The following is a 26,077-nucleotide window of genomic DNA, read 5'->3' on the forward strand; positions in this document are numbered from 1 at the left end:
TTGCACAAATAGCATAGGAACATTCTTGCGCATGCATAGTAACGCTTTCTGCCTCGAACGCGTAATTTCGTGCCTATGGCTACACAACGACGTGAATCAGTAACAGTCAATTCGGATCTGGGCGAGGCCTTCGGATTGCACACCTTCGGCAACGATTCTGCCCTTATGGGCTTGATCGACATCGCAAATGTCGCGTGTGGATTCCACGCTGGTGACCCTGGCGTAATGGAAGAGACCGTCTCGTTCGCCAAGCAGCAAGGAGTGCGCGTGGGTGCCCACCCTGGCCTACCAGACCTTGTTGGGTTTGGTCGTCGTGAGATGAAACTGACGCCGGAGGAAGTCGAGAATCTCATTCGCTATCAGGTCGGTGCGCTAAATGGCTTCCTGGCGAAGTACGGGATTCCCTTAAACCACATCAAACCGCACGGGTCGCTCTATGGAATGCTCGCTCGCGACGAAGGACTAATGCTTTCGGCCGTGCGAGTCGCTCAGGACTACCAAGTTCCCGTGTTCGGAATCCCTGGATCAGCACATCAGAGAGTCGCTGAGCGCGAAGGCGTCCGGTTTGTGGGTGAGCTGTATGTGGATCTCGACTACAACGATGACGGCGGACTAATTATTCTGAGACAACCACACGCAACTGATCCCGAGCGAGCCGCAGAGAAGGCGCAGCGGGCAATTGAGGACGGAACTATCGTCACAGTTGGCGGCCACGAGCTACCCATCGAATTTGACAGTATCTGCATCCATTCGGATACACCCAATGCTGCAGATGTCGCTGTCGCAGTGCGCGCTGTGATCGCGTAGCTGATCGAACTTTATTTTCACCCAAACCATTTCATTTACGGAGAGGAACCACCCATATGAGCGCAGAGATCATCGCCCCTATTCCAGGAATATTTTACCGTCGCCCCGCGCCAGACAAGAGTCCGTTTGCCGAGGTTGGTGATGAGGTCGAGGCAGGTCAGACCATTGGCGTCATCGAGATCATGAAGCAATTCACCGAAGTGCGTAGTGACGTGGCGGGCGTGATCGCGTCATTCGATATCGAGGACAACGGCATGGTAGGGCCCGGCGACATCGTCGCAAGGATCAGCTAAGTCACCCATAACGATAGAGCTGAAAGGAGCAAATAGTGAAGAAACTGCTAGTCGCCAACCGTGGCGAGATAGCGGTTCGAGTGATTCGTGCCGCGCGAGAGATGGGAATCGCCACTGTCGCGGTGGTGAGTGAGGCCGACAGAAACTCGAACTTTGGCCGACTTGCTGATGAATCAGTAGAGATTGGTCCTGCAGCGGCAAGCCTTAGTTATCTCAACCAAGACGCAGTCATGGCCGCTGCCGCGCAGACCGGGGCTGACGCAGTGCATCCGGGTTACGGCTTCCTCTCGGAGAATGCAGAGTTTGCGCAGAAGGTCATCGACGCGAACCTCATTTGGGTGGGGCCGATGCCCGAGACCATTATTCTAATGGGTGACAAGTCGCGCGCACGACAAGCCGCGATCGAGGCTGGTGTGCCCGTCCTCGCAGGAACCAATGGCTGGTTGGATACTGCTGAGGACATTGAAGCGATCGCTGATGATATCGGCTATCCGTTGGTGGTGAAGGCCGCGGCGGGCGGTGGAGGCCGCGGGATTCGGCGGATAAACAAACGTGAACACGTTCGCCGCACAGTGGAAGTTGCGCAGTCAGAGGCACTCGCGGCATTCAACTCGAGCGAGGTTTATTTCGAACGATTTGTTACCCGAGCACGTCATGTGGAGGTGCAAGTCCTCGGTGATGGGGAGACCTGGGTGCATCTGGGGGACCGCGACTGCTCGATGCAACGCAGACAGCAGAAGATCATCGAGGAAGCTCCTGCGCCGGGGATTCCAGATGAGCTGCGGCAGCGGATGCGGGAGACAGCTGTTGAATTGGCTCGACAATCAAAATACTCGGGTGCCGGCACTGTTGAATTTCTCTATGACCCGGACCGGCAAGAGATCGCGTTTATTGAGATGAATACGCGCCTGCAAGTAGAACACCCGATCAGCGAGGTGATCACTGGTATCGATCTGGTCCGTGAACAGCTGCGTATTGCCGCAGGCGAGAAGCTTGGATACTCGCAGAGGGACGTTCATTTCGAGGGCCACGCATTCGAATTTCGAATCAATGCCGAAGACCCGAGCAACAACTTCATGCCGAGTCCAGGACTCATCGAGACACTTGATCTTTCGGGCGGACCCGGTGTCCGTTCTGATTTCGGTTTCTCCGTGGGGCAGACCGTGATGCCGTTCTACGACTCGATGCTCGGCAAACTCATCGTCTGGGACAGCAATCGTGAGCGCGCACTCTCTCGAGCAGGGCGTGCGCTTAACGAAGTACAGATCACAGGTATCAAAACCACAGTGCCGCTTATGCGGGAACTTGTTGCACTCAAGGAGTTTGCCGAGGCGCAGCATCACACGACCCTTCTTGAATCAATATCCGAAAAGTTGGGAATGACTTTATGACCCTTCCAGAACACGCCCGTTATACCTGGGGCGGTGACGAATTCCTCGTCGTAGAGATCGCCCCAGACATGTCGCTGGAGGCGAACTTCGTCGCTAACTCGATCGCGACACGTATCGAGGAACGAGAGCTGCCAGGGATAGTGGATATTTGCCCTGCGAACGCGTCGCTGCTTATTCGCTTCAACCCAGATGAGCTGCCCTACATGGACCTCGAGCGCCACGTTCGCGATGTCGATGTCGAGGTTCGAAAAGCAACCGAAGGTGTCCTTGAGACCCGGGTGTTCGAAGTCCCAGTCTGGTACGACGACCCCTATACCCGGGCGACCGGAGCGAAGTTTCGAGAGGGCTACCATCAAGATCCCTCGGGCACCGACCTTGAGTATGCGGCACATGTAAATGGGCTTGCGGACGCGCAGGAGTTCGTTCGCCGTCACCACGAGCGGCCCTGGATCGTCTCCATGGTGGGCTTTGTCGCCGGACTCCCGTTTCTGTACCAGCTGGCCCCGTTGAGTGAGCAGCTCGAGGTGCCGAAATACCTGAGCCCGCGCACAGACACTCCTCCGCTGACGGTGGGCATCGGAGGCTGCTTCACCGCGCATTATTCAGTTCGCGGCGCGGGCGGATATCAGATGTTGGGAATCGCCCCGGCGCCTATATACGATCCAGAGCAGAAGCTCGCCGACTTCACTGATTTCTCAGTCTTGTTCAAGACTGGAGATATTGTGAAGTACCGTCCGGTCAATGAAGCTGAGTACCGTGAAATTGAGGAGCAAGTGCAAGCGGGCACTTATCGCTACAAGCAGGCGTCCGTCACATTTTCGCTCACGGAAGCTCTCGACGATATCGACGGTCACAATCGCAAACTTTTGGAGGCACTAAATGTCGCTTGAGATAATCAAGCCCGGGCTATCGACAACGGTTCAGGACCGGGGTCGCTTCGGCTATTATCGGTATGGGATTCCTCAGGGCGGCGCAATGGATCAGTACGCTGCGGCACTGGCGAATCGCATCGTTGGCAACACGGCCGATGACGCGTTGCTTGAGTGCTCCTATCTTGGTCCCAAGATCAGTATAGATTCCGATGCCCTCATTTCCGTCACTGGAGCACCGATCGATGTGCTCGTCAATGGTGTGGAGGTCGAGCAGAATGCGCGCCTTGAACTCGAAGCGGGAGACGAACTTTCCTTTGGTGTGATCAAGGGCGGAACGAAATTTTTCATCGCTGTGGCGGGAGGTATCGATGTCCCGGAAGCGCTCGGCTCTCGCTCAACCTATCCCATCGGCCGGATCGGCGGACTTGAGGGACGCGCGCTTATTGCCGGCGATACATTACCGGTGGGCTTACCTCACCCGGAGTCGTTGCCTCGACTTGAACGAGTGCCCAAGGACATGCTGCCCGAATATAGTAGGAGCATGCGCGTGCGTGTGATGGTTGGCCTCTACGATCACAAGCTCACCGACGAGGGACTCAGGAACCTCACCGAAGCCGAGTGGACGCTCACGCCCGTCGCAGACCGCATGGGACTGCGGTTCGACGGGCCGGGAGTCGAGTGGAAAGACGAACCCCAGCCCTTCGGAGCAGGCCAGGACCCTTCGAATATCACGGACGCCGGGTACCCGGTGGGTTCCATCCAAATCCCTGGCGGCACCCAACCGATCGTGCTGCACTACGACGCGGTGTCAGGTGGTGGGTACGCTCAAGCGGGCACAGTCATCAGCGCAGATATGGATCTTTTTGCTCGCATGTCTCCCGGAACGAAAGTCCGCTTCGTGCCAGTAGATATGGAAGAAGCACTGGCAGCACGCGCTGAGGCTCGAGCCCGTTTTGATCGAATCTGGTCGTAGAAGGGAATATTATGCCATTCGTGAATGTCAAGTTATTTGAGCACCGGTTGCAGCAGGATCCGGAACTCTCGAAGCGGCTTGCAATCGCCATCGACAAGGTTGTGGCCGAGTATTGCACCGGTTCCGACGGTAGACGACCAGAAACCTGGGTGACTGTCGAAGGTGTCCCTCGAGAGCAATGGACCTTCAATGGGGAGCTTCGATAGCTTGATTGATTGAGGCCTTGAGTGGTCACGGTCACTTTGATGGCGGTGACCACTCCTGGGGCTCGGGCTGTCACCTATTGGAGTCGTCTTGACCGTTGCTCGCGTGACGTTACTCGCTGACCCCAGACCGGTTGACCTCGGTTTCGCTGACCACCCACAGCAACACACTTGGTCCTTGATGCGCTTCGTGTGAATTCTGCGGTTCATCGCAAGACTGCGTCGTTGGGTGTGCTGAAGGATTGACTGAGATCGGAGGTTCAGCGGGCAGATCGGCTTCGTCGCACCCTTTGAACTCTAAGCGCTGCTATCGCGTCGTCAGCAGATAGTAGGGCCAGAGTTCTCAACAACTTTTCGCCACCGGTTATTTGACTGCATGAACGTACGTGGCCGGTCGCCGCTGAACCTGGTCCATATACGGGGCTCGTATTCACTTCGGGGATGCGTTCCGCTCACGCGATTCGATTCGCCGGTCGTGCCGGAATTGGACTGATTTGGTATGACGTCTATGGAGGAACTCTCGAAGGTGTGGAGGAGCAAAGGAACTGCTTTCGCGAGTACGGGTGTCGAGGAAACGGCGGCAATCCGCATAGATGCCTCGCCTCATGATCGGGGATCTGCATGGTGAATACCAGGCGCCGCTTGTCTAAATGGATGGAGATATTGACCGCTGGAGATTCTGCGGACATCGAGCGTGACGAGGAATTGGAATCTCGACACCGCGCATAGCCCCGCAATGACCCACATTCTGCACCCTGATGGAATCTCGCGCATAGGGGCATCCATGACAGCCCACAGCAAGACACCCGCGCCCATACCCGCCTCGCTCCTCACGATCGAGCAAGCCGCAGACTTCCTACAGGTGAGCACGAAGACGATCCGCCGCTGGATTGCTACCGGCGACTTGCCCGCCCGCCGCTTCGGGGGCCGCGCTATCCGCATCCGCCGCGCTGACATCGAGGCGATGGGCGAACCGCTGACGGCTCGTTCCGCCTGACCGTGAATGAAAACCCCGCCTTTGCCCGGGTGGGGTTTTCTCAGGCCTCCTTGCGGACCTCGGTGATCTGCACCACCTCGCCGCCCTCGGTCTTCTTCTTCTCCTTCTCTTTGGCGGGCACCTCGGGAAGCGCCGGCATGCGGTCGGCCAACTCCGCCTCCCGCCCGGTCAATGCCTGATAGGTCATCGCCGCGGCCACCGTCGAATGTCCCAGAAACGCTTGCGTTTCCTTGAGCGTGGCGCCACTCTGCGCAAACGCGGTGGCCGCGAAGGCCCTTAGGTCGTGCTCTCGGACTTCACCGCGCACGCCGACCGCGTCCCGGGCTTCATTCCAGGGTCTGTTGAATCGCTGATCATCAATGAATTCAGCGTCACCTCCGGGCTGGAAGAGGAGCCCGTCGGGGCCGGCTGCGGCGTGCGCATCAAGGTGCGCCTGAATCATCGGCGCGAGATGTGCGGGAAGAGTCACCACCCGCCGGCCTTCTCTGGATTTCGGATCGCCGACCTCCCATGAGGACCTCACGAGGCGCTCAAGCCGCGCGGGGCGGCCTTCCATCTCAGCGGCGGCGGTCTCCTTTGCGTTCCGGGCATCTAACTCTGCCGCTTCCTGTGTGAGGTCGTCGGAGTCTTTCGTCACTCGCTGCGCCTGCCGGTTCACGCTGATCTCAAACCGCCCCGCCTCTGCATCGAATCGCAAGTCGCTCCGCCGCAGCGCCCGCCATTCGCTAAGCCGAAGCCCGCCATAGGCGGCGATTACGACGGCCGCCCGCCACAGCTCAGGCATTGCCTGCACGAGCTGCGCAAGCTCCTCGAGGGTCGGCGGTCGATGCTCGACCCCGGCGGAGGTTTTCGTTTGCTTGCCTTGAACCGGGTTCTTTTCAATAACCCCGTCTTCAATCGCAGTGCTGAGCACAGATCGCAAGAACGCGACCTCGCGTGCCGCACCGGTTGGGGCCTCCTTGGCGCGTTTCGTGTGCCAGGCCCGCACCCGGGCCGGGGTAATTCCCGCGATCGGGTCGGCGGTGAATTCGTGCAAGCTCTTATCGAGATACCGGCGGTACTCGCTCCGCGTCTTCGCTCGGAGTGGCGCGCCGTCGGCGGTGGTACGTTGCTCGATCCAGGTTGCGGCGTATGCGCCGAAAATCTCCGACTTCTGCTGCTTGGGGGATTTCCATTTCCCCGATTCGATCGCGCCGCGCTGTTTGGAAAGCCAGCCGTCGGCGTCGGTCTTCGTCGTGAATGTCGTAGGTGCGGTGTACGTCTGCCCGTCTGGACCGACGTACCGAGCACGAAACCGTTTGCCGCGCTTCTCGATCGCGCCGAACGAGCGGCGACCGGCGCGATACGCGCGCTTTTCGGTGTCCCCTGTAGTCTCATCCTCAGGCATTGCGGTTGCCCCTCTCGGTTTGAAATCCCATGGGATTTGAGTGGGATTTCGCACTGTCAATTCTTGTCCATTAGTGTCTATTTGTGGAATTCGTCACATACGGCGTGTTCCGCACCAAATCAACGACGTAGCCCGAAATCCCAAGGGAGTGGAAACCCTAGTGATTTCCTAGTGTTTCTGTCTTGTAAACAGAAGGTCATCGGTTCGAACCCGATAGGCGGCTCCACTTGTCTGAGCCGAAGCGGGGTGGTCGACGTGATCGTGATCGTCGACAACCGCGACTCGTACACGTTCAACCTCGCGCAGCTGTTTGCAGTCGTCTCGGGTACCGAACCGCTCGGGGTGCCCGCCGACGAAGTGTTTGCGCAGCGACTTCCGGCTCGTCTCGCGGCGGGGGAGTTCAGCCACCTCGTAATCTCGCCGGGGCCCGGCACACCCGCAGAACACGGCGACTTCGCCGGCTCGCGGGCCGCGCTCGAGGCCGCCGGGGATGTGCCGACGCTCGGCGTGTGCCTGGGCCATCAGGGGCTCGGGATGTTCGCGGGCGCCACCGTGGATCGGGCACCTCGCGCGCGCCACGGATTCGTCAGCCGCGTAGCGCACTCAGGAGCCGGGATTTTTCGGGATGTGCCGCAGGAGTTCGCGGTGGTCCGCTACCACTCGCTGCACGTGCGGGACGTCGACGAGGTGAGCCTGCGCATCCACGCCCGTGCCGAGGACGGCGTGATCATGGGCCTCGAGGTGCGCGACCGGCCGCACTGGGGCGTGCAGTTTCATCCGGAATCGATCCTGACCGAGCACGGCGCGACGCTCGTGCGAAACTTCCTCGACCTCGCGCGGGTGCAAGTGCCGCAGCGCGCTGACCTACAGGCCGCGGGCCAGCGCAGCACGGGGCAGTGGACACGAGGGCAGCAACTTGCCGGGCAGCAGTTTGCCGGGCACCAAGGCCCTGCGCCGCGTCGGCGGCGTGCTCGGGCCGCATCTGCGCTGCCAAGGCCGCAAGTCACCGTCGAGACGATCGAGCGCGAGATTGATTGCGCCGCGACCTTTGCACACGTGGATGCGGGCGCCACGGCAGCGTTCTGGCTCGATTCGGCCTCGCGCGTGAGCGACTCCGGCCGCTACAGCGTGCTGGGCACGAACGAGGGGAGCCGCGCGCGAACCGTCCGCTCGCGCGTCGGCGGGGCGACCGAAATCCAAACGGGTGATCGCACCGAGGTGCTCGAGCAGGACATCCTGACGTTTCTCGAGGATGCGCTCGCCGAGACCGCAGGAGACTGGCCCGACATTCCGTTCACCGACGGGTTCTTCGGCTATCTCGGTTACGAGTGCCGGACGCTGACCACGCCCGGTAAACCGTCGCGGTTCCGCTCCGAGCAGCCCGACGCGTACTTCGTCGAACCGCAGGCGCACATCGTCGTCGACCACGACCTCGGCCACACGCATCTCGTCGTGAGAGAAGGGGAGGACGCCGACCAGCTTCGGCAGCAACTTCGCGAGGCACTGCGGTTTGAGGCGCCCTCCGCAGCTCCGACCGGCCAGGCAGACCCAGCCGAGCGCGCAGACGCGGTCGATCTCCCAGGCACGGTCGAGCGACCAAGCACGGTCGATCGCCCAGTTTCGGCTGAACGCGCCGTGCCGGCGACACGGCAAGTCTCCGGCGGGCACCGCACACCGACCCCGCGCGGTCGCTGGCGGCTCACCGACACGGAGTACGCATCCCGAATCACCGACATCACGGCGGCCCTCCTGCGCGGCGATTCCTACGAGGTGTGCCTCACTGACGCATACGAAGTGACGGCCGAAGTCGATGGGCTCACGCTGTACCGCGAGCTGCGCGGCCAGAGCCGCGCCCCGTATGCCGGGTACTTCCGGTTCAACACCTTTGGCGACAACCTCGAGGTGCTGTCGGCCTCACCCGAGCGGTTTTTGCGGGTCACCGCCGATCGCACGGTCGAGTCGAAGCCGATCAAGGGCACGGCACGACGCTCGGCAGACCCTGGCGAAGACATCGGGCTCGCGAACGCACTCCGCGACGACCCGAAGACGCGCGCTGAGAACCTCATGATCGTGGACCTCCTGCGCAACGACCTCGGTCGGGTGTGCGAGGTCGGCTCGGTTGCGGTGCCGTCCCTCATGCAGATCGAGAGCTACTCGAACGTCCACCAGCTCGTGTCGACGATCCGGGGCAGGCTGAGGGCCGACCACTCGCTCGTGGACCTGCTGCGCGCGACGTTCCCCGGTGGGTCGATGACCGGCGCTCCGAAGGCGCGAACGCTCGAGATCATCGACGCGCTCGAGGCCGGGCCGCGCGGCATCTACTCGGGCACCCTCGGCTACCTCGGACACGACGGCACCGCCGACCTCAACATCGTGATCCGCACGATCGTGAAGGCTGGTTCAAAGATGCAGATTGGCGCGGGCGGCGCGATCGTGCTCGACTCTGACGTCGCGGCCGAGATCGAGGAGAAGAACCTCAAGGCCGCGGCGCTCGTGCGCGCGATCGGTCGGGTCGCGGCACACGCCACGGCAGACGACTCGGAGGCCCACAATGACCGTTGAATATCGCTGGCAGGGCGACGCCTTCGTGCGCGTGGCGCGGGATGCCCCAGGCGAACTCCTCGTGGCCGACTCGTGGCGCAGCGAGGGCGGCCGCGTTGCCGCGTTCGAGTATCACGTCGCTCGGTTCGAGGATGCGTGCCGTCGCGTCTCGCACGTCGACTATGGCTGGCGCGCGGTGTGGGCCTCGCTCATCCGCGTGATCGAGGCCGAGGGCGACGCGTCGCTCTTCCCGCGGATCAGCCTCGAGGCGGTCGGCGCGGTTGCCGGGCGCGATTCTGGTCCGTCACCCGACCTCATCCTCGCGATCCGGCCGTGCCCGACCGCGCGCGACGAGACAACGCTGCTGGTCTATGACGCTCCTGACCCGCGGCTCGATCCGCGCACCAAGGGCCCCGATATTCCGCGCCTCGCGAGGGCCAAGGCCGCAGCGCTCGCGGCTGACGACGCGACGGATGCGCGGGCCGCGGACGACATCATCCTGACCGATGCCGATGGCGCCCTGCTTGAGGCCTCGACGGGGTCGCTCGTGCACTGGCGCGACGGCGGGATTGTGCTCTCGAATCGCTTCGAGCGGCAACTGCCAAGCGTCACGATGCGGCAAGTGACCGACCGGGCTGAACAACTTGGGATTCCCGTCGATTACCGGTCGATCTACGCCACCGAGCTGGGCGACGGCCCGCTGTGGTTCGTGAACGCCGACCACGGCGTGAGTCCCGTCTCCGAAGTGCGGGCTGGCAGGCAGGCCATCGCCATCCCGGCGCATCCCGATGCGCACGAGTGGCGAGACTGGTGGTGGGCGACGTTCGAGCAGCCCGACGCGAATACGGCGACCGGCAGGCCCGCACTCAACTTCCCGTAATGCCGCGTCGGTAGCCTCCAGTCAGGAACGCGCCCGGATGGAGGCCACCCATGACTGATCTCGCCGCCGAGACTCGAGGGCTCGTGAAGCAGTTCGGCTCGCTTCGAGCGCTCGATGACTTCAACCTGCGCGTGCCGACCGGGCAGATCACCGGCTTTCTCGGGCCGAACGGTGCCGGGAAATCGACCGCGATCCGCGTCATCCTGGGGCTGCTGCGCGCCACGTCCGGCACGTGCCAGGTCTTCGGGCAGGATGCGTGGCGAGACTCGGTCGCGATCCACCGTCGCGTCGCATACGTTCCCGGCGACACGAGCCTGTGGCCCAACCTCACCGGTGGCGAGGCGATCGACCTGTTGCTGCGCATCCGCGGCACCACCCATAGCAAGAAACGACTCGCGCGGCTCGTGGAGCGCTTCGAGCTCGACACGAAGAAGAAGGCGCGCACCTACTCGAAGGGCAACCGGCAAAAGGTCGCGCTCGTCGCGGCGCTCGCGGCTGACGCGGAGCTGTTTGTCTTCGACGAACCGACGAGCGGGCTCGACCCCCTCATGGAGGCGATCTTCACGGATGAGGCCCGGGCGCTGCGGGCCGATGGGCGCACGATCCTGCTGTCGAGTCACATCCTCGCGGAGGTGGAGAAGCTGTGCGATTCGGTGACGATCATCCGCGCGGGCAAGGATGTCGAGACCGGCACGCTCGCGGAGCTGCGGCACCTGACCCGTTCGACGGTTCGGGTGACCACGGCGAGACCTGCCGAGGATTTCCAGCGCATCGAGGGCGTGCACGATTTCGAGGTCCGGGACGGCACGCTGCACTTCGACATTGACGGCGCGCACCTCGCCAAGGTGCTCAACGTCCTTGCCGAGGGCGGCGTCGAAAACGTCACCATCACCCCGCCGTCGCTCGAGGATCTCTTTCTCCGACACTATGGCGACGACATTCGAGAAGTCGCGGCCGCAGAATGAACCGGCCGTTCGCGGGAACAGGCGCGCTCATCCGCTTCAATCTGCGCCTCGACCGGGTGCGCATCCTAATCTGGACACTCGCGATCGGTCTCGGGGTATGGGCCTCTGTCGTTGCGCTCGACGAGGCGTATCCGACACCGGAGTCGCTCGCGGCGCGCGGGCAGCTCATGGACAACCCCGCGACGGTCATCATGACCGGCCCCGCATTTTCGCTCGACCACTACACCTTCGGCGCGATGGTCGCGAATGAGCTCTACCTTTACGTGCTTATTCCGGCCGCGATCATGTCCATCCTGCTCACGGTGCGGCACACGCGTGCCGATGAGGAATCCGGGCGACTCGAGCTCGTCCGAGCCCTCCCGGTCGGGCACTTCGCGCACTCGACCGCCGCGATCGTCACGGTCGCGATCGCTAATGTGCTGGTCGGGGGCGCGACCGCCGGGGCTCTCATCGCATCCAATATGGCCGCGCCGGATTCGCTCGCGTTCGGGCTCGGCACGGCGCTGACCGGGATGGTGTTTGCGAGCATCGCGATGACGGCGGCGCAGGTCACCGAGCACGCGCGCAACGTCACGGGCGTCGCGTCCGGCGCGCTCGCGGTCGCATTTCTCGTTCGCGGCATCGGCGACGCTCTCGAGACTGGCGGCTCCTGGCTCTCGTGGTTTTCGCCGTTCGCGTGGGCGCAGCAAACGAAGGTCTACGTCGACCTGCGCTGGTGGCCTCTCGCGGTCTCGGTCGCGGTGATCGTGGTGCTCTTCGCCGTGTCCTTTTCGCTCGCGCGTAGGCGAGACCTCGGCGCCGGGTTGCGCGCGCCGCGCCCTGGCAGGGCACGCGCAACCCGGTATCTGCTGCAGCCTTGGGGACTCGCGGATCACCTCATCCGTGGAACCTGGATCGTCACGACGCTCGGCATCATGTTCTTCGGCGTCGCAATGGGCACGCTGGTGTCGAACATCGGCGACATGCTCGACGCGAATCCGTCGCTGCGAGACTGGGTTGCGCTCAGCGGCACCGATCTGTCGGGGGAGTTCGCGGGGCTCATCCTCCAGTATGTGCTCCTCGCGCCGATTATCGTCGCGACCTCCTCCGTGCTCAGGATGCGTCAGGAAGAGGGTTCGGGGCGGCTTGCGCAATTGCTCGTGGCGGGTCGGTCGCGCAGCGGATTCCTCGCGAGCTGGCTCGGGACGGTGTTGGTCTACACCGTGATCTCGACCGTCTTGCTCGGGATCAGCGTCGGGGCTGGCGTGGCAATTGGTACTCGGGAGCCCGACCGCATCGACGACCTCCAACTTGCGTCCCTGACGTACCTCCCCGCGATCCTGCTCATCGCATCCGTCGCGGTCGCCCTCTATGGACTCATCCCTCGCTTCGCCTCGCTGGCCTGGGCGCTCGTGACTTGGGTTGTCATTGTCTTGTTCCTCGGCGGGCTGCTGAAGCTGCCAGACTGGGCGATGAATATCTCGCCGCTGACCAACACCCCGGCGTACCCGACGGACGGCTTCGACGCCCTGCCGCTATTCATCATGGGCGGGATTACGGCAGTGTTGGTCGTTGTGGGATTCCTTGGGTTTAGGAGCCGGGACCTTCACGCCTAGCCCGACGTACCCGCGGCGTGGTGCTCGCCTCCGGAAAAGGGACATCTGCCGTAGCGGACGCACAGGCATGCTCGTCTGAAGCGACACACCGTTGTCCCAAGCGCACAGCGATTCCCTAGGTAATCGGTTGCGCGATACCCTGGACGTATTGGGAGCACGATGTTGCGACCGAGTCGCGACATCCCACGAAGAGTGATCAAGGCTGATCGGTGGGAACGATGGCCGAGCCACTCTTGAGGTCAAGGGGGACTACGGGCTATGTCGAATATTGATCACCAGGGCGAACCGCGAACCCGCTCGGCAGCGAGGCCGAGTCCAGCGGGCCCGACGAAACGGCGCACGACGCAATCGCCCGCGGAGCCCCGGCTGCGCGAACCGCTCACGAAAGAGCAGAGCGCAGCCCTCGCGAGAATCCAATCGTCGTGGAACGAACGGCCGAGGGATGTGCCCAAGGTCGAGCGTTTTCTCGCTCGCACAATCGTGGCCCACCGCATCCCGCTCGAGCTCGTGAGTGCCGCAATCAACGTGCCCTACGTCCGTGTCGTGAGGATTGTGAAGCGCGTGACCGGGAAGGTCCCGAGCGCGCTCGCGATCACCGAGGCCCGGGCGGCGAATCACATCTCGCATCAGGAGATGATCGCGCTGCTGTCGAATCGCGAGTACGACCCGCCGATCGGGGGTAATTCCGGGCTCGTGGATGTGCGGCAGCAGCCCAACAGCGTGACGGTGTTGCAGCAGGCTTACTTGCGGGGGATCGTCACGCAAGGGGAGCTGTGGTCGATCGGCGACAGTATTTCGGTGCGCAAGGCGCCTGAGAAATAACGCCGGGCGTCCACGCGTCAACTGCTTGACACGTGAACGGCCCGGCGCACGAACGACTGCGAGTTCGAACTACTGCGAGTTCGGTCTACTCCGCATTCGGGGTGAACTGCAGGCTCACCGAGTTCATGCAGTAGCGGTCGCCGGTCGGCGTCCCGAAACCGTCGGGGAAAACGTGGCCAAGGTGCGAACCGCACTTTGCGCACAAAACCTCGACTCGGCGCATCCCGAGCGAGTCGTCCTCGAGATACTTCACCGACTCGGGGCGCAGCGGCTCCCAGAAGCTCGGCCAACCGCAGCCTGCGTCAAACTTCGTCTCCGCCTTGAACAGTTCGTTGCCGCACGCGCGGCACGAGTACACGCCCGGGCGTGCCTCTTCCAGCAACTCACCAGTCCACGGACGTTCAGTCGCGGCCTGACGGAGGACCTGGAATTCCTGGGGGTTCAGGATCTCGCGCCACTGCTCATCGGTGCGTTCGATCTCATAAGTCATTGGAACTCCTCTCGCGATCCGGTCAGTCTACGCGCGTCGAGTGGGAGCCTCAGAGAATCAGGCATATCATCTCTAGACCTGCCTGCAATCACGCGGGCCAACACTCTGGAAGGGTTCGGATGAGTTTGTCGCCGTCGCCGATTGGCGAATCTTCGCTCTCCGAACTCGAGCGTCGCATCCTGGATTTTGAGGATGCGCATCCGCAGCACTCGCGCGCCAAAGAGGACTCGATCCGGGCCGACTTCGGTTATTCCTCAACTCGCTACTATCAAATTCTCGGTACGCTCATGGAATCCCCGGACGCACTCAGGGAGAATCCGTTGTTGATCAAACGACTGCACCGGATTCGCGACCGTAAGCGCGCGCGCCGGTATCGGTCGGCGTAGATTTGTGAGTCGAACTAGACTTCTCACGTCGAATAGCACCAACTGCACCAGGAAAGAACTACCCACGTGAAGTACCCCCATGATCGTTTCGACGATTTCCCCGCCAGCCTGAAGCGGCGCGGGGCGCACCGTGCGCCACGTGGGCGAGGCTCGAAGCTGGCTTCCTGGCTCATCGCGGTGGCCTCGTTCGTGCTCCTCGTCGGGATCGGCGTTGGCGTGATGTGGATGATTGATCGGCAGGTGCAGTTCACCTCGCAGGTCGCGGAATCGACCGCCCCTGAAACGACGGCGGCGGAAACCGCGCAGCCGGAGACAACCCCGACTCCCGAGGCACCGGTCGCGACGCAGGATCCGAACATCAACGTGACGGTGCTCAACGGCGCTGGCGTGAGCGGCCTCGCCGGCACTGTCGCGGATACGCTGACTGCTGATTCGTGGAACGTCGGCACCGTGACGGATGCGGACAACACCGACTACGGAACGACGATCGTTGCCGTGAACAGCGAAGCGGACATGGGCGCCGCGCTCGGCGTCGTTGAGGCGCTCGGAATCGGTGAGGCCGTCGTCGACCCCGCGGTGGCACAGCCCGGTGAACTCGTCGTGATCGTCGGCGCCGACGGCACTTCGCTCTTGGGTTAGGCGCGTCGGCCCGCCGCCGCAGCCTGCCAACACCCTGCCCGTTGCGCCGCGCAGGGTGGGGCCACGCGGTGTTTCCCGTGCGTTCAATCTCCGTTCTCGTCGCGGCTGATCTGCCGCACCCGGGCGTTTCCGGGGGTCGGTAGCTTCCTCGTGTTGATTCATGAGGGCGCCGCAGCGCCGAGGGAGAGATTCTTATGACCACTGGAACCGTGAAGTGGTTCAACGCCGAAAAGGGCTTCGGCTTCATCACCGTCGATGGTGAGGGTGGGGATGTGTTCGTGCACTACCGCTCCATCGAGATGAAGGGCTTTCGGACGCTCGAAGAGGGCCAGGCCGTCGAGTTCGAGGTTGTGCAGGGCGAAAAGGGCCCGCAGGCCGAGCACGTTCGTCCCGCCGGCGCCTAACGACGGGCCGCAGCCTGATCCAAGGCTGGCTGTCTGAAATCGTTCGCCACCAGCGGACCGGCGGGGCTCTGCTTGCACTCTCAGGTTGAGAGTGCCAACATTGTCTTTAGCACTCGAGTTAGCTGAGTGCTAATTTGTTGAACCGCCAATGGACGTCCTGAAAGGACGAAGAATTTATGTCGAAGATGATCGCCTTTGATGAAGAGGCTCGTCGCGGTCTTGAGCGTGGACTGAACATCCTCGCCGACACCGTGAAGGTTACCCTTGGCCCGCGCGGCCGCAACGTTGTTCTCGAGAAGAAGTGGGGCGCTCCCACCATCACGAACGACGGTGTCTCGATCGCCAAGGAAATCGAACTCGAAGACCCATACGAGAAGATCGGTGCCGAGCTCGTCAAGGAGGTCGCGAAGAAGACCGACGACGTCGCTGGTGACGGTACGACCACCGCAACCGTGCTTGCTCAGGCGCTCGTCAAGGAAGGCCTCCGCAACGTTGCTGCCGGCGCCGACCCCATCTCGGTCCGCCGTGGAATTGACAAGGCTGTTGACGCCGTTGTCGCCTCGCTCCTCGAGGGCGCGCAGGATGTCGAGACCAAGGAGCACATCGCTGCTACCGCCTCGATCTCGGCTGCTGACCCGCAGATCGGTGAGATCATCGCTGAGGCAATCGACAAGGTCGGTCGCGAAGGCGTCGTGACCGTCGAAGAGTCGAACACCTTCGGCACCACCCTCGAACTGACCGAGGGTATGCGCTTCGACAAGGGCTACCTCTCGCAGTACTTCGTGACTGACGCGGAGCGCCAGGAAGCGGTCTTCGAGGACCCATACATCCTCATCGTCAACAGCAAGATCTCGAACGTCAAGGACCTCCTCCCGGTCGTTGACAAGGTCATGCAGGCTGGCAAGCAGCTCCTCATCATCGCGGAAGACGTCGACGGTGAAGCACTCGCGACCCTCGTTGTGAACAAGATCCGCGGCATCTTCAAGTCGGCTGCCGTCAAGGCTCCGGGCTTCGGCGACCGCCGCAAGGCAATGCTGCAGGACATCGCGATCCTCACCGGCGGCCAGGTCATCTCGGAAGAGGTTGGCCTCAAGCTCGAGAACACCGAGCTCGACATGCTCGGCCGCGCACGCAAGGTCGTCATCACCAAGGACGAGACCACGATCATCGAGGGCGCTGGCGCCGCCGAGCAGATCGAGGGTCGCGTCTCGCAGATCAAGGCTGAGATCGCGAACACCGACTCAGACTACGACCGTGAGAAGCTCCAGGAGCGCCTCGCGAAGCTCGCCGGTGGCGTTGCCGTCATCAAGGCTGGTGCCGCAACCGAGGTTGAGCTCAAGGAGCGCAAGCACCGCATTGAGGACGCAGTCCGCAACGCAAAGGCTGCTGTTGAAGAAGGTATCGTCGCCGGTGGTGGCGTTGCCCTCGCACAGTCCGGCGCGGCTGTTGACGGCCTCGAGCTCTCGGGCGATGAGGCGACCGGTGCGAAGATCGTGAAGTGGGCGCTCGACGCTCCGCTCAAGCAGATCGCACTCAACGCTGGTCTTGAAGCAGGCGTCGTCGCAGAGCGAGTCCGCAACCTCGAGGCAGGCCACGGCCTGAACGCCGCGAACGGCGAGTACGTCGACATGGTTGCTACCGGCATCCTCGACCCCGTAAAGGTGACCCGCTCGGCGCTGCAGAACGCGGCTTCGATCGCTGGCCTCTTCCTCACCACCGAGGCTGTTGTTGCAGACAAGCCGGTTCCGGCAAGCGCAGCTCCGGCGGCTGACCCCACCGGCGGGATGGACTTCTAAGTCTGACTAACGGTTCACACAGTGGGCGGTACCCCTTCGGGTGCCGCCCACTGGTGCATTAACCGGACCGCTCGCGTCGGGCGTGACGGCTGCTAGACGGCGAAGAGACGGATGATGTCGCTCTCGGTCGTGCCGTAGTAATCTGCTGCGGCACCAAGCGCCTGGTTGATGCTCTGGATGGCCTCCTCAACCTGGCTCTGGGCGCCGCGCCACTGCTCGACGGCACCCTGAAACGCGACGGAGGCCTGACCCGACCAGCTTGATTCGAGCGTGGTCAGCGTCGTCGTGAGCTGGCTCGTATGGGTCTGGACGGCATCGATATCGCTGTATGCGGTGGCCATGGTCGTGGCCATGAAATCTGAGTCAACGGTGAACTTTGCCACGGCGGGCTCCTTCTGCTCCGTCCCCGCGCGCATTGGTCGCGGGTGACGAGACCAAGGTAGGCCGCGCATCCGCGCCGCGAGTGGCCACGCCCGCGACCTGTGGAGGAGAGCGCATCCACAGGCGGATACGCGACCGGGTAACGCCGAAGCGGAGGCGAGAGCTGTGCGCGATTACGCGGAAAGCTGTGCGCGATTACGCGGAGTAGTCGTCCTCGACGGGCGGTGCGGTCAGCAGCGGGAACTTGAGGCGGAAGGTAGCCCCGCCACCGGGCGTGTCCACGACGTCCACGGTACCTTCGTGGGCCTGCATGATGGCCGACACGATCGCGAGCCCGAGGCCCGTGCCGCCGGTGTCGCGCGCGCGGGACTTGTCGGCTCGCCAGAAGCGCTGGAAGATCTTCTGTTGTTCTTCCTCCGTGACGCCTTCGCCGTGGTCGATGACCTCGATGATGGCGAGCTTGCGCGGCTCATCGACGACTACGCCGAGCTCGAGCGGGCTGCCCTCGGGCGTGTACCGCAGGGCGTTGCCGACGATGTTCTGGATGGCCTGGCGAACCTTGTCGCTGTTGCCGTAGATCATCGCCGGGATGTCGCCCTCGTCCTCGTCGTAGGAGTCGGTCTGCGCCATCGCCGCGGGCTCCACGATTTCAGGGGTGGGGGCAGAGGCGGGGGCCTGGCTGGCGTCGCGCTGGTCATCAACCGCGAGGTCATCGTCGGTTGCCGCCGCGTTGCGGCGCATCCGAGGCATGCGCGGGGTCAGCGCTTGTACGAGCCGACGACGGCGGGCGCCGCGCTCTCGCGGCGCCTGTTCTTCGGGCTCTGCGGTCGCCACGTCTTCATCACTTGACTCGAGCAACGGATTCGCGGACAAGGGCTCGGAAGCACCAGCATGCCCGAATGCGCTCTGACCGGGGTCGTATTCGGTATCGTCGGCGGTTACCACGTACACGGGCCTCACACTGACGGTGCGCTCGGGAGCCTGCGCCATCGTGTCCATCGCCGCATCCTCGGCGAGTGGCTCGAGGTCGATGACGTCCTTGGGCACCTCGCGGTCCTCGTCGAGCCTGGCGAGCTGGAGGAGGTCCTCGACGAGGCCCCCCATGCGCTTCGCCTCGCCCTCGATTCGGTCCATCGCGCTATCAACCTTTTCCTCGCTGTCGAGCGCGCCCATGCGGTAAAGCTCGGCGTAGCCTCGCACGGTCACGAGCGGGGTACGCAACTCGTGGGATGCATCCCCGACGAACCGGCGCATCTGCGAGATCGTGCGATCACGCTCAATCAGCGCGGAATCGATGCGGCCAAGCATCGAGTTGAGGGCGCGCGAGAGCCTGCCGACCTCAGTATTCGGTGTCGATTCGGGCAATCGCTGGTCATAATCGCCCGCCGCAAAGGCCATCGCGGTGGCCTCCACTTTTCGGAGCGGTTGGAGGGTCGCGGACACCATGAGGCGCGTGAGCGCCGCGGCAAAGATCAGGACGGAGAGCCCGAAGCCGAAGAAGATCGCGAGGAAGCTGGCCATCGTGGCGTTCACGCTCGATAGGGGCATCGCGACCACGAGGGTGCCGTAAACTTGGTCGGCCTGGTACTGATCCTCGCGAACCGTCACGACACGCCAGGGCGCGCCGAGCCCGTCGTGAATCTCGCCGATTGGGTAGGAAGGCCCGTCCGGATCCGCGGGCAAGTCGAACGGGATCGTGCTCGTGTCTGGCGCGATGGATCGCGGCCGGCCTGTCCAGTTGTCGACGAGCAGGCGTCCCGACTCGTCGACGATGGCGACGTAGTAGGGCTGGGGCGCGTTACGGATGTGTTCGAACGTGAACTGGCCCGTGTTCGCCTCACTACCGACGACGAGCGAGGGATCCGCCGCGATCGAGCGGAGATTTGCATCCATCTGCCCAACGAGCGTTGGGCGCAACAACAACGTGGTGCCGGTGCCTGCCACGATCAGTGAGAAGGCAAGCAGCACCACATTGACGATGGTGAGCTGGTTGCGGAGGGAGAACTGGTCCCAGCGCGGAAAGCGCTTGGCCACGTTCGATTAGACCTTGGTGCCCGGAACCTTGAGCATGTAGCCGAAGCCTCGCTTGGTCTGGATGAGCGACTCGCTCGTGTGCGCATCCAACTTGCGACGCAGGTACGAGATATAGGACTCGACGATGCCGGCGTCGCCGTTGAAGTCGTACTCCCAGACGTGGTCGAGGATCTGCGCCTTCGAGAGCACGCGGTTCGGGTTCAGCATGAGGTAGCGCAGCAGCTTGAATTCGGTCGGGCTGAGGTCGATTGGTTCATCGTTAATGAACACCTCGTGCGTGTCCTGATCCATCGTGAGCTCGCCCACGCGGATGACGGCCTCTTCCTCGGTCTGCATAGTGCGCCGGAGGATTGCCTTGATTCGCGCGACGATCTCGTCGAGGCTGAACGGCTTCGTGACGTAGTCGTCGCCACCCGAGTTCAGGCCCTCGATCTTGTCGTCGGTCGAGTCCTTCGCCGTGAGGAACAGGATGGGGGAGACATAACCGGATGCGCGCAGGCGCTTCGTGACGCCGAAGCCCGACATGTCGGGCAGCATGACGTCGAGCACGATTAGGTCGGGTTCCTCGTCAATTACCGCGGCGATTGCGCCTGCACCGTTCCCGACGGTGCGAACCATGAATCCGGCGAAGCGCAGGCTCGTCGAGAGCAGCTCGCGGATGTTCGGTTCGTCATCAACAACAAGGATCTTAGGTCCGTCACTCATACTGACCAGTATCGACCCACTAGGCTGAAGGCCCGCTGGTGATCGTTCCCAGGTTCCCTGATCGGAGCGGGATTTTTGGGATATACGACGGACCCGGAGTTGTCGCGGAGCGACGTATCGAAAGGCCTTTCGACAGGCTCAAGGACCTACGCAACCGCCGTGAGCGATTCCGCGTCGAGGATCGAGTACGCGTACCCCTGCTCGGCGAGAAAGCGCTGGCGATTCTGCGCGAAGTCCTGATCCACGGTCTCGCGCGCGACGATCGTGTAGAAGGATGCGGAGACCCCTGTCGACGACGGGCGCAGCAGGCGGCCGAGGCGCTGCGCCTCTTCCTGGCGAGAACCGTATGAGCCGGAAATCTGGATCGCGACCGACGCATCCGGGAGATCGACCGAGAAGTTCGCGACCTTTGAGACCACGAGAATCGGGGCATCGCCGTTTCGGAACGCCTCGTAGAGTTCCTCGCGCTCCTTGTTCGGTGTCTGACCGGTGAGCTTCGGCACGCCGAGGGTCTCGGCGACCTCGTCGATCTGGTCGAGATACTGGCCGATGATGAGGATGCGCTCGTCGCGGTGCTTTTCGACGATCTCCTTCATGACATCCAGCTTGACCTCGGCGGTTGCCGCGATGCGGTAGCGATCCTCGTCCGCCGCGGAGGCGTATTCCATGCGCGTCTCGTAGGGCAGGTCGACGCGAATCTCGAAACACTCGGCGGGGGATATGAAGCCCTGAGCCTCGATCTCCTTCCAGGGCGCGTCGAAGCGCTTCGGGCCGATGAGCGAGAACACGTCGCTCTCGCGGCCATCCTCGCGCACGAGCGTCGCGGTGAGGCCGAGTCGTCGGCGCGCCTGCAGGTCGGCCGTCAGCTTGAACACTGGCGCGGGCAGCAGGTGCACCTCGTCGTAGACGATGAGTCCCCAGTCGAGGGCGTTCAGCAGCGAGAGGTGCGCGTATTCGCCCTTCCGTCGCGCGGTGAGGATTTGATAGGTCGCGATCGTGACGGGCTTGATCTCTTTCGATTCGCCCGAGTATTCGCCGATCTCATCCTCGGTCAGGGTCGTGCGGCGCAGCAGCTCGGCGCGCCACTGGCGTGCCGAGACGGTGTTGGTCACGAGGATGAGCGTGTTGGTATCGGCCGCAGCCATGGCGCCTGCACCGACGATCGTCTTGCCCGCGCCACAGGGGAGGACCACGACGCCGGAGCCACCCTCGAAGAAGTTACTGACCGCATCCTTTTGGTAATCGCGCAGCGACCAGCCGTCCTCGGTGAGGTCGATCTCGTGCGGGGTGCCGGGGGTGTAGCCCGCGAGATCCTCCGCGGGCCAGCCGAGCTTGACGAGTTGCTGCTTGAGCGAACCGCGCGCCCAGTCCTGCACGCGATAGCCGCCCTCGATGGGCGCCTCGAGCATCGGCGCGACCTTCTTATTGGTCGCGATCTGACGGATCACGGTCTCGTCGGTCGAGCGAATAATGAGGCCCTCGTCATCGCGTTCGATCACGAGCTTGCCGTAGCGGTCGACGGTGTCGCGCAGGTCGTAGGCGACCGATTCGGGCACCGGGAACTTCGCGTATTTGTTGAGCGTTTCGAGCATCTCGTCGGCGGTGTGGCCTGCGGCTCGGGCGTTCCAGAGGCCCAATCGCGTGATGCGATAGGTGTGGACGTGCTCGGGCGCGCGCTCGAGTTCGGCAAACACGGCAAGCTCGTGTCGGGCATCATTGGCGTCCGGATGTGCGACTTCGAGCAGCACGGTTCGGTCACTTTGCACAATGAGGGGTCCAAGAGCCATAACGCTCAATTGTACCGGCCCCGGTGCTTTCCGGTCAGCCCCGCGAAAAGACTCCGCGCGGGGACTAGTCGTCGATCGACAGAATCGAGCGCATCGGGAGAGTGCGCTCCACGTCAGCGTCGAGGTCGAGTGCGCGAAGCCGCTGCGGGCCCACCGACAGCGGCACAAGTGCGAGGGTCACCGAGTCCTTACCGGGCACGTCGATCGCGACGTGCACCTCCGCACGGTTGCGCCGGGCGATCTCAAGGCGCCGCTGGATCCACGTGCCGCGGTCGTCATGCTGATCACTCGAGGCGGCCTGCACCGCCAGCTCGGCCGCGGTCTTCGCCGCGGTCGGGCCGGGCTGCGGTCGCTGCGGCGTGGCGATCGTGCGCGATCGCTGCGAGACCAGCGCGCCCGAAGCGCCCTCGAGAACGGCCGGGTAGCGCGCATCCAGCAGGGCCGCGAGCACCACGGCTGGCGCGACGCGGCTCACGAGGTCCTCACCCTCGCGACGAAGCGCGAGGGTACCGATCGCGGTATCGACCTCGAGCGCGTCGCGGAGTTGCGCATCCTCAACCCGAATTCGGGTCGAGCTGCTCGCCGCGCGGTCGTAGGCCTGCACGCGGACCTTGCCGTGCGAAGCCGCCGTGCTGGTGATGAGGTAGTCGACCGGCTGCGGGATCCCGGTCAGCGAGATTTCAGCGAGGAGCGCACGAATCGACTCCTCGGTCATCCCACCGTTCAGCGCGCGCGATAGCGAGGCGGGCGTGACGCGATACTCGCTCGCGAGCGCGCGCCGCTCGAGATCGGCGACCTGCCGAAGTTTTTGATCGAGGGCGCCGGAGAGCGGGCCGGGCGAGAGGATCGTCTGGTCGGGCTGCACGTAGACCTGCGTGACCTCCTCGGGCAGGTGCTGCGCGAGAAGGTCGGCGGCCTCGGCACGGTCGTCGTCCAGCACGAGCGCGCCGAGCAGCGTGAACTCGCCGCGGTCGACGAGGCCGAGCGCGGCCGCGGAATCCACCTGGGCGGCGGCATTTCCCAGGAGCGTGAGCGCGCTCGTGTCTTCGCCGTCGTCGATAAATGTCGACCGATCGGCGGAACCGACGAGATCGAGGGAATCGGTGAGCGTCTGCAGCGATTCCAGGGTGAGCTCCGCCAGCCAGGCGTCGATCAGGCGGCGCCACCGGTCGGTCACGGGGAGCGAGCTGAATGCGTCGCCGTCCTCCGTGAGGTGCCACGCCGCGCCGACCGGCGTGATGAGGTCGGCGGCGTGAAGCCAGCGGTACATCGACCCGACTACGGTCGAATCCGCACCCAGCTGCGTGGCGAGACGGCGCACCTCGACGCCACTCATCCGCGCCTGGTCGCGTGTGCGGCGGACGATCCGGGGCTCGACCGCGATCAGCCACAGCGCGTCGTTCGCGAGTTGGGTCACTTCGTGGGCGGATGCAGTGCCCGCCGATTCGGGCTGGCTGCGGTCGAGCTCGCGATATTTGGTGACGGTAGGGACGAGCGTGGCAAGCTGCCGGACAACTTCGGGGAGCAGCTCGAGTGCATCGTCTTCGCCGACCGCGAGCTCGAGCTCGGCCGCGCGATCCAGCGCATCCTCGTTGCCGAGACGAAGCCCGCGCAGCGTCGGCCAGTCGAGGCGGCCGAGCGCGGACGCGATATTGGCCGGTGCCTCGAGCCACTCCGCGAGATCGAGCAGATCCTCGACGGCACGGGAATTGACCTTTCGGTCCTGAATCAGCCGCGCAAAGCCCGGCTCGTCGAGCTTGCGCAGCGACGACAGAATGCGGAGCGAATCAGGAACGGTGGACACGGCGGAACTACTGCTTCTTTAGTGCTCTCCGGTTGGCTATCACGCGCCAAATCACGAAAATGACCAGGAGAACGAAGGCCACCGGGAAGCCCCAGTAGGCGATGAGCACACACGCGGGCCAGACCCACGAGGTGCTCGTGGCGAAGTCGACGCCGAACAGTGGGGCGAGGAGGACGGTGAACAACGCGACAAACGAAATAGCGGCGATCCCGACCGTGAGGTAGGCGAGGATGCGCTCCATCGTGGATGCTCGGATGTCGTCTTGCGAATTGGTCACCGAATTAGCCTAGTCGACTCGGGCCGTGGAATGCCGCGGCGGGTAGACTAGTTACATTGTGCGACACCGCGCACACCGCCGTAGCGGGATCCCATGACAATGGGTGGACTGCGGCGAGGCGCGAGCACGTTCGGGAACGACCGTCCGGCGGACTCCGGTTTCGGGTCACCCGTGCCTCACAGGCGCACTTGCGCCATGATTTCAGTTAGTAAGTACGACGCGCTCGCCGAACTTGAGCGCACAAGGAGATGAGCCATGCCAACTGGCAAGGTGAAGTTTTACGACGCAGACAAGGGATTCGGGTTCATTCAGGGCGACGACGGCCAGGAAGTGTTCCTCCACGTGACGGCGCTGCCGCCGGAGGTCACGTCCCTCAAGCCGGGCACCCGGCTCGAGTACGGCATCGCCGATGGTCGAAAGGGCGCGCAGGCGCTCTCGGTTCGTGTGATTGACGCGCCCGCGTCCGTCGTGAAGCTCAAGCGCAAGTCGGCCGACGACATGGCGGTGATCGTGGAGGATCTCGTGAAGGTGCTCGACAAGGTCGGCGGCCAGCTGCGTCGCGGCCAGTACCCGCCGTCGTCGACCGGCAGCAAGATCGCGGCGATGCTGCGCCGAGTGGCAGATGATCTCGATGCCTGACGTCAACTCTTCGCGCGAGCCCGCGGCCGACATCGAAACCGAGTCGGCCACGGTTGCCGACACGACCCAGGCCGCGCCACCGCTCGAACTGACTCCGGAGCAGCTGGCGGAATCGATCGAGCTCGCCGAGGACGCGCTGCGCGAGATCACCGAATTCAACTTCATTGGCGACTTCCACGATGTCGTCGACGAGGGCGACGGGATCTATTCGCTGCGATTCGTCTCAAACTCGCCTGGGTTCCGCGACTGGTGGTGGACTGCGGCGCTGACGCGCATCGATGGTGCGGACGCGCCTACCGTGCTCGAGTGCGGACTGCTTCCCGGTGAGGATGCGCTGCTCGCGCCCGAGTGGGTGCCCTGGGCAAAGCGCCTCGCGCGTTTCCGCGCGACGCACGACTCGCACGGCAATCTCTTGCCGGAGGCTGACGAACAGGCGGAAGGCGACGCCGAGGCGAGCCCGCGCAGCCGCACGCGCAAGCGCACGCGGACCAGACTGCGTCGCCGTGGTGAATCGGTGAAGACCGAGGACGCGGTCGATTCCGATTCCGATACCGATACTGATGCCGATACCGAGGGCGATTCCGTTCCGGGCGACGAAGAGCGCGCGGCGACCACCGATCGTGCCGCGACTCACACCAACTCGGACGACGTGATTAGCGGCGCCGAGGAGTCGAAGCAGGACGAGCAGAAGCACGGCGAGCAGAAGCAGTCGGGCGGCGCCAAGGCCAAGTCGCGCACCCGTCGTCGGGTTCGGCCCGCGATGAACGCATCGTCTGCCACCAAGGAAGAACTGCCCGTCGCGCCAGACATTCGCGACTACGCGGAGGAAATGGACGAGGCTCTCGACGGCGTCTCATTCGAAGAAACCGATACTGACGACGAGTCGGGGCGCTAGTGCTTTCCAAGTCATGCGACTCCCCGCGGAGCAGGGCGTCGCGCTGAACTCTCGCGATAAGCCCTGAGGGCCTGGTGCCACCGATTCGGTGGTACCAGGCCCTCAGTGTGTTGC

The 26,077-nt window shown here is 63.5% G+C and carries 25 protein-coding genes; 17 read left to right on the forward strand and 8 right to left on the reverse strand.

The window, feature by feature from the left end; translation table 11 throughout:
- Positions 1–75 precede the first annotated feature (75 nt).
- The 6 genes from pxpA to GMOLON4_RS15870 all read left to right on the forward strand — a co-directional run bounded on the left by pxpA (position 76) and on the right by GMOLON4_RS15870 (position 5,536).
- A complete protein-coding gene (gene pxpA, locus GMOLON4_RS15845) occupies positions 76–807 on the forward strand; it encodes a 5-oxoprolinase subunit PxpA (RefSeq protein ID WP_035733079.1) in 732 nt (243 codons plus the stop codon).
- Positions 808–863: 56 nt separating this feature from the next.
- The gene (locus GMOLON4_RS15850) at positions 864–1,100 is read left to right on the forward strand and encodes an acetyl-CoA carboxylase (protein WP_026937254.1); all 237 of its coding nucleotides are present in this window, start codon (positions 864–866) and stop codon (positions 1,098–1,100) included.
- 35 nt (positions 1,101–1,135) lie between these two features.
- Positions 1,136–2,491, forward strand: coding sequence for an acetyl-CoA carboxylase biotin carboxylase subunit (locus GMOLON4_RS15855; RefSeq protein WP_035733086.1), 1,356 nt, complete (start codon positions 1,136–1,138; stop codon positions 2,489–2,491).
- Positions 2,488–3,381 (forward strand): 5-oxoprolinase subunit B family protein, encoded by an 894-nt coding sequence (locus GMOLON4_RS15860; protein WP_026937256.1) that lies wholly within the window; start codon positions 2,488–2,490, stop codon positions 3,379–3,381. The genes GMOLON4_RS15855 and GMOLON4_RS15860 overlap by 4 nt, the downstream gene beginning before the upstream one ends.
- Positions 3,371–4,336: a 5-oxoprolinase subunit C family protein gene (locus GMOLON4_RS15865; protein ID WP_026937257.1), complete on the forward strand. Its 966-nt coding sequence runs from the start codon at positions 3,371–3,373 to the stop codon at positions 4,334–4,336. The genes GMOLON4_RS15860 and GMOLON4_RS15865 overlap by 11 nt, the downstream gene beginning before the upstream one ends.
- Before the next feature lie 987 nt (positions 4,337–5,323).
- On the forward strand, positions 5,324–5,536 hold the full coding sequence (locus tag GMOLON4_RS15870; RefSeq protein WP_051267032.1) for a helix-turn-helix domain-containing protein: 213 nt from the start codon (positions 5,324–5,326) through the stop codon (positions 5,534–5,536).
- Between the two features lie 40 nt (positions 5,537–5,576).
- Here the strand turns inward: GMOLON4_RS15870 and GMOLON4_RS15875 are convergent, their stop codons facing one another.
- Positions 5,577–6,923, reverse strand: a complete 1,347-nt coding sequence (locus tag GMOLON4_RS15875) for a tyrosine-type recombinase/integrase (RefSeq protein WP_026937260.1) — start codon at positions 6,921–6,923, stop codon at positions 5,577–5,579.
- 246 nt (positions 6,924–7,169) lie between these two features.
- Between GMOLON4_RS15875 and pabB the strand changes: the two genes are divergently transcribed.
- The 5 genes from pabB (at position 7,170) to GMOLON4_RS15900 (ending at position 13,726) form a co-directional block, all read left to right on the forward strand.
- Positions 7,170–9,485 carry an aminodeoxychorismate synthase component I gene (gene pabB, locus GMOLON4_RS15880; RefSeq protein ID WP_051267012.1) on the forward strand — a complete coding sequence of 772 codons (2,316 nt, stop codon included), beginning with the start codon at positions 7,170–7,172 and terminating at the stop codon, positions 9,483–9,485.
- A complete protein-coding gene (locus GMOLON4_RS15885; protein WP_026937261.1) occupies positions 9,475–10,344 on the forward strand; it encodes an aminotransferase class IV in 870 nt (289 codons plus the stop codon). The genes pabB and GMOLON4_RS15885 overlap by 11 nt, the downstream gene beginning before the upstream one ends.
- 50 nt (positions 10,345–10,394) lie before the next feature.
- A complete protein-coding gene (locus tag GMOLON4_RS15890; protein ID WP_026937262.1) occupies positions 10,395–11,309 on the forward strand; it encodes an ABC transporter ATP-binding protein in 915 nt (304 codons plus the stop codon).
- Complete coding sequence (locus GMOLON4_RS15895) at positions 11,306–12,904, forward strand: ABC transporter permease (RefSeq protein WP_026937263.1); 1,599 nt, start codon at positions 11,306–11,308, stop codon at positions 12,902–12,904. Before GMOLON4_RS15890 ends, GMOLON4_RS15895 begins: the two co-directional genes overlap by 4 nt.
- Positions 12,905–13,162: 258 nt before the next feature.
- Complete coding sequence (locus tag GMOLON4_RS15900) at positions 13,163–13,726, forward strand: hypothetical protein (RefSeq protein ID WP_026937264.1); 564 nt, start codon at positions 13,163–13,165, stop codon at positions 13,724–13,726.
- Positions 13,727–13,811: 85 nt separating this feature from the next.
- On the opposite strand, the gene msrB is transcribed toward GMOLON4_RS15900, so the two are convergent.
- Positions 13,812–14,216 (reverse strand): peptide-methionine (R)-S-oxide reductase MsrB, encoded by a 405-nt coding sequence (gene msrB / locus GMOLON4_RS15905; RefSeq protein WP_026937265.1) that lies wholly within the window; start codon positions 14,214–14,216, stop codon positions 13,812–13,814.
- Positions 14,217–14,335: 119 nt separating this feature from the next.
- Here msrB and GMOLON4_RS15910 point away from each other — a divergent pair, with 119 nt between their 5' ends.
- The 4 genes from GMOLON4_RS15910 to groL all read left to right on the forward strand — a co-directional run bounded on the left by GMOLON4_RS15910 (position 14,336) and on the right by groL (position 17,441).
- Positions 14,336–14,602 (forward strand): DUF3263 domain-containing protein, encoded by a 267-nt coding sequence (locus tag GMOLON4_RS15910; RefSeq protein WP_035733089.1) that lies wholly within the window; start codon positions 14,336–14,338, stop codon positions 14,600–14,602.
- 66 nt (positions 14,603–14,668) lie between these two features.
- Positions 14,669–15,241, forward strand: a complete 573-nt coding sequence (locus GMOLON4_RS15915) for a LytR C-terminal domain-containing protein (protein WP_051267014.1) — start codon at positions 14,669–14,671, stop codon at positions 15,239–15,241.
- A 194-nt stretch (positions 15,242–15,435) separates the two neighbouring features.
- Positions 15,436–15,645: a cold-shock protein gene (locus tag GMOLON4_RS15920; protein WP_026937267.1), complete on the forward strand. Its 210-nt coding sequence runs from the start codon at positions 15,436–15,438 to the stop codon at positions 15,643–15,645.
- A gap of 176 nt (positions 15,646–15,821) precedes the next feature.
- Positions 15,822–17,441, forward strand: a complete 1,620-nt coding sequence (gene groL / locus GMOLON4_RS15925; RefSeq protein WP_026937268.1) for a chaperonin GroEL — start codon at positions 15,822–15,824, stop codon at positions 17,439–17,441.
- A gap of 92 nt (positions 17,442–17,533) precedes the next feature.
- On the opposite strand, the gene GMOLON4_RS15930 is transcribed toward groL, so the two are convergent.
- The 6 genes from GMOLON4_RS15930 to GMOLON4_RS15955 form a co-directional block, all read right to left on the reverse strand.
- Positions 17,534–17,824, reverse strand: coding sequence for a WXG100 family type VII secretion target (locus GMOLON4_RS15930; RefSeq protein ID WP_026937269.1), 291 nt, complete (start codon positions 17,822–17,824; stop codon positions 17,534–17,536).
- A gap of 193 nt (positions 17,825–18,017) precedes the next feature.
- Complete coding sequence (locus tag GMOLON4_RS15935) at positions 18,018–19,856, reverse strand: sensor histidine kinase (protein ID WP_026937270.1); 1,839 nt, start codon at positions 19,854–19,856, stop codon at positions 18,018–18,020.
- Positions 19,857–19,862: 6 nt separating this feature from the next.
- Positions 19,863–20,561 carry a response regulator transcription factor gene (locus tag GMOLON4_RS15940; RefSeq protein ID WP_026937271.1) on the reverse strand — a complete coding sequence of 233 codons (699 nt, stop codon included), beginning with the start codon at positions 20,559–20,561 and terminating at the stop codon, positions 19,863–19,865.
- Between the two features lie 146 nt (positions 20,562–20,707).
- A complete protein-coding gene (locus GMOLON4_RS15945) occupies positions 20,708–22,348 on the reverse strand; it encodes a DNA repair helicase XPB (RefSeq protein WP_026937272.1) in 1,641 nt (546 codons plus the stop codon).
- 64 nt (positions 22,349–22,412) lie between these two features.
- A complete protein-coding gene (locus GMOLON4_RS15950; RefSeq protein ID WP_026937273.1) occupies positions 22,413–24,152 on the reverse strand; it encodes a helicase-associated domain-containing protein in 1,740 nt (579 codons plus the stop codon).
- Positions 24,153–24,159: 7 nt separating this feature from the next.
- Entirely contained in the window at positions 24,160–24,429 is a 270-nt protein-coding gene (locus GMOLON4_RS15955) for a hypothetical protein (protein ID WP_146137473.1), read from the reverse strand.
- A gap of 255 nt (positions 24,430–24,684) precedes the next feature.
- Between GMOLON4_RS15955 and GMOLON4_RS15960 the strand changes: the two genes are divergently transcribed.
- The gene (locus GMOLON4_RS15960; protein WP_026937275.1) at positions 24,685–25,068 is read left to right on the forward strand and encodes a cold-shock protein; all 384 of its coding nucleotides are present in this window, start codon (positions 24,685–24,687) and stop codon (positions 25,066–25,068) included.
- On the forward strand, positions 25,061–25,963 hold the full coding sequence (locus tag GMOLON4_RS15965) for a DUF3027 domain-containing protein (RefSeq protein ID WP_169516525.1): 903 nt from the start codon (positions 25,061–25,063) through the stop codon (positions 25,961–25,963). Before GMOLON4_RS15960 ends, GMOLON4_RS15965 begins: the two co-directional genes overlap by 8 nt.
- The last annotated feature ends 114 nt before the right edge of the window (positions 25,964–26,077 follow it).

The sequence above is a fragment of the Gulosibacter molinativorax genome (assembly GCF_003010915.2).
Classification (GTDB): domain Bacteria; phylum Actinomycetota; class Actinomycetes; order Actinomycetales; family Microbacteriaceae; genus Gulosibacter; species Gulosibacter molinativorax.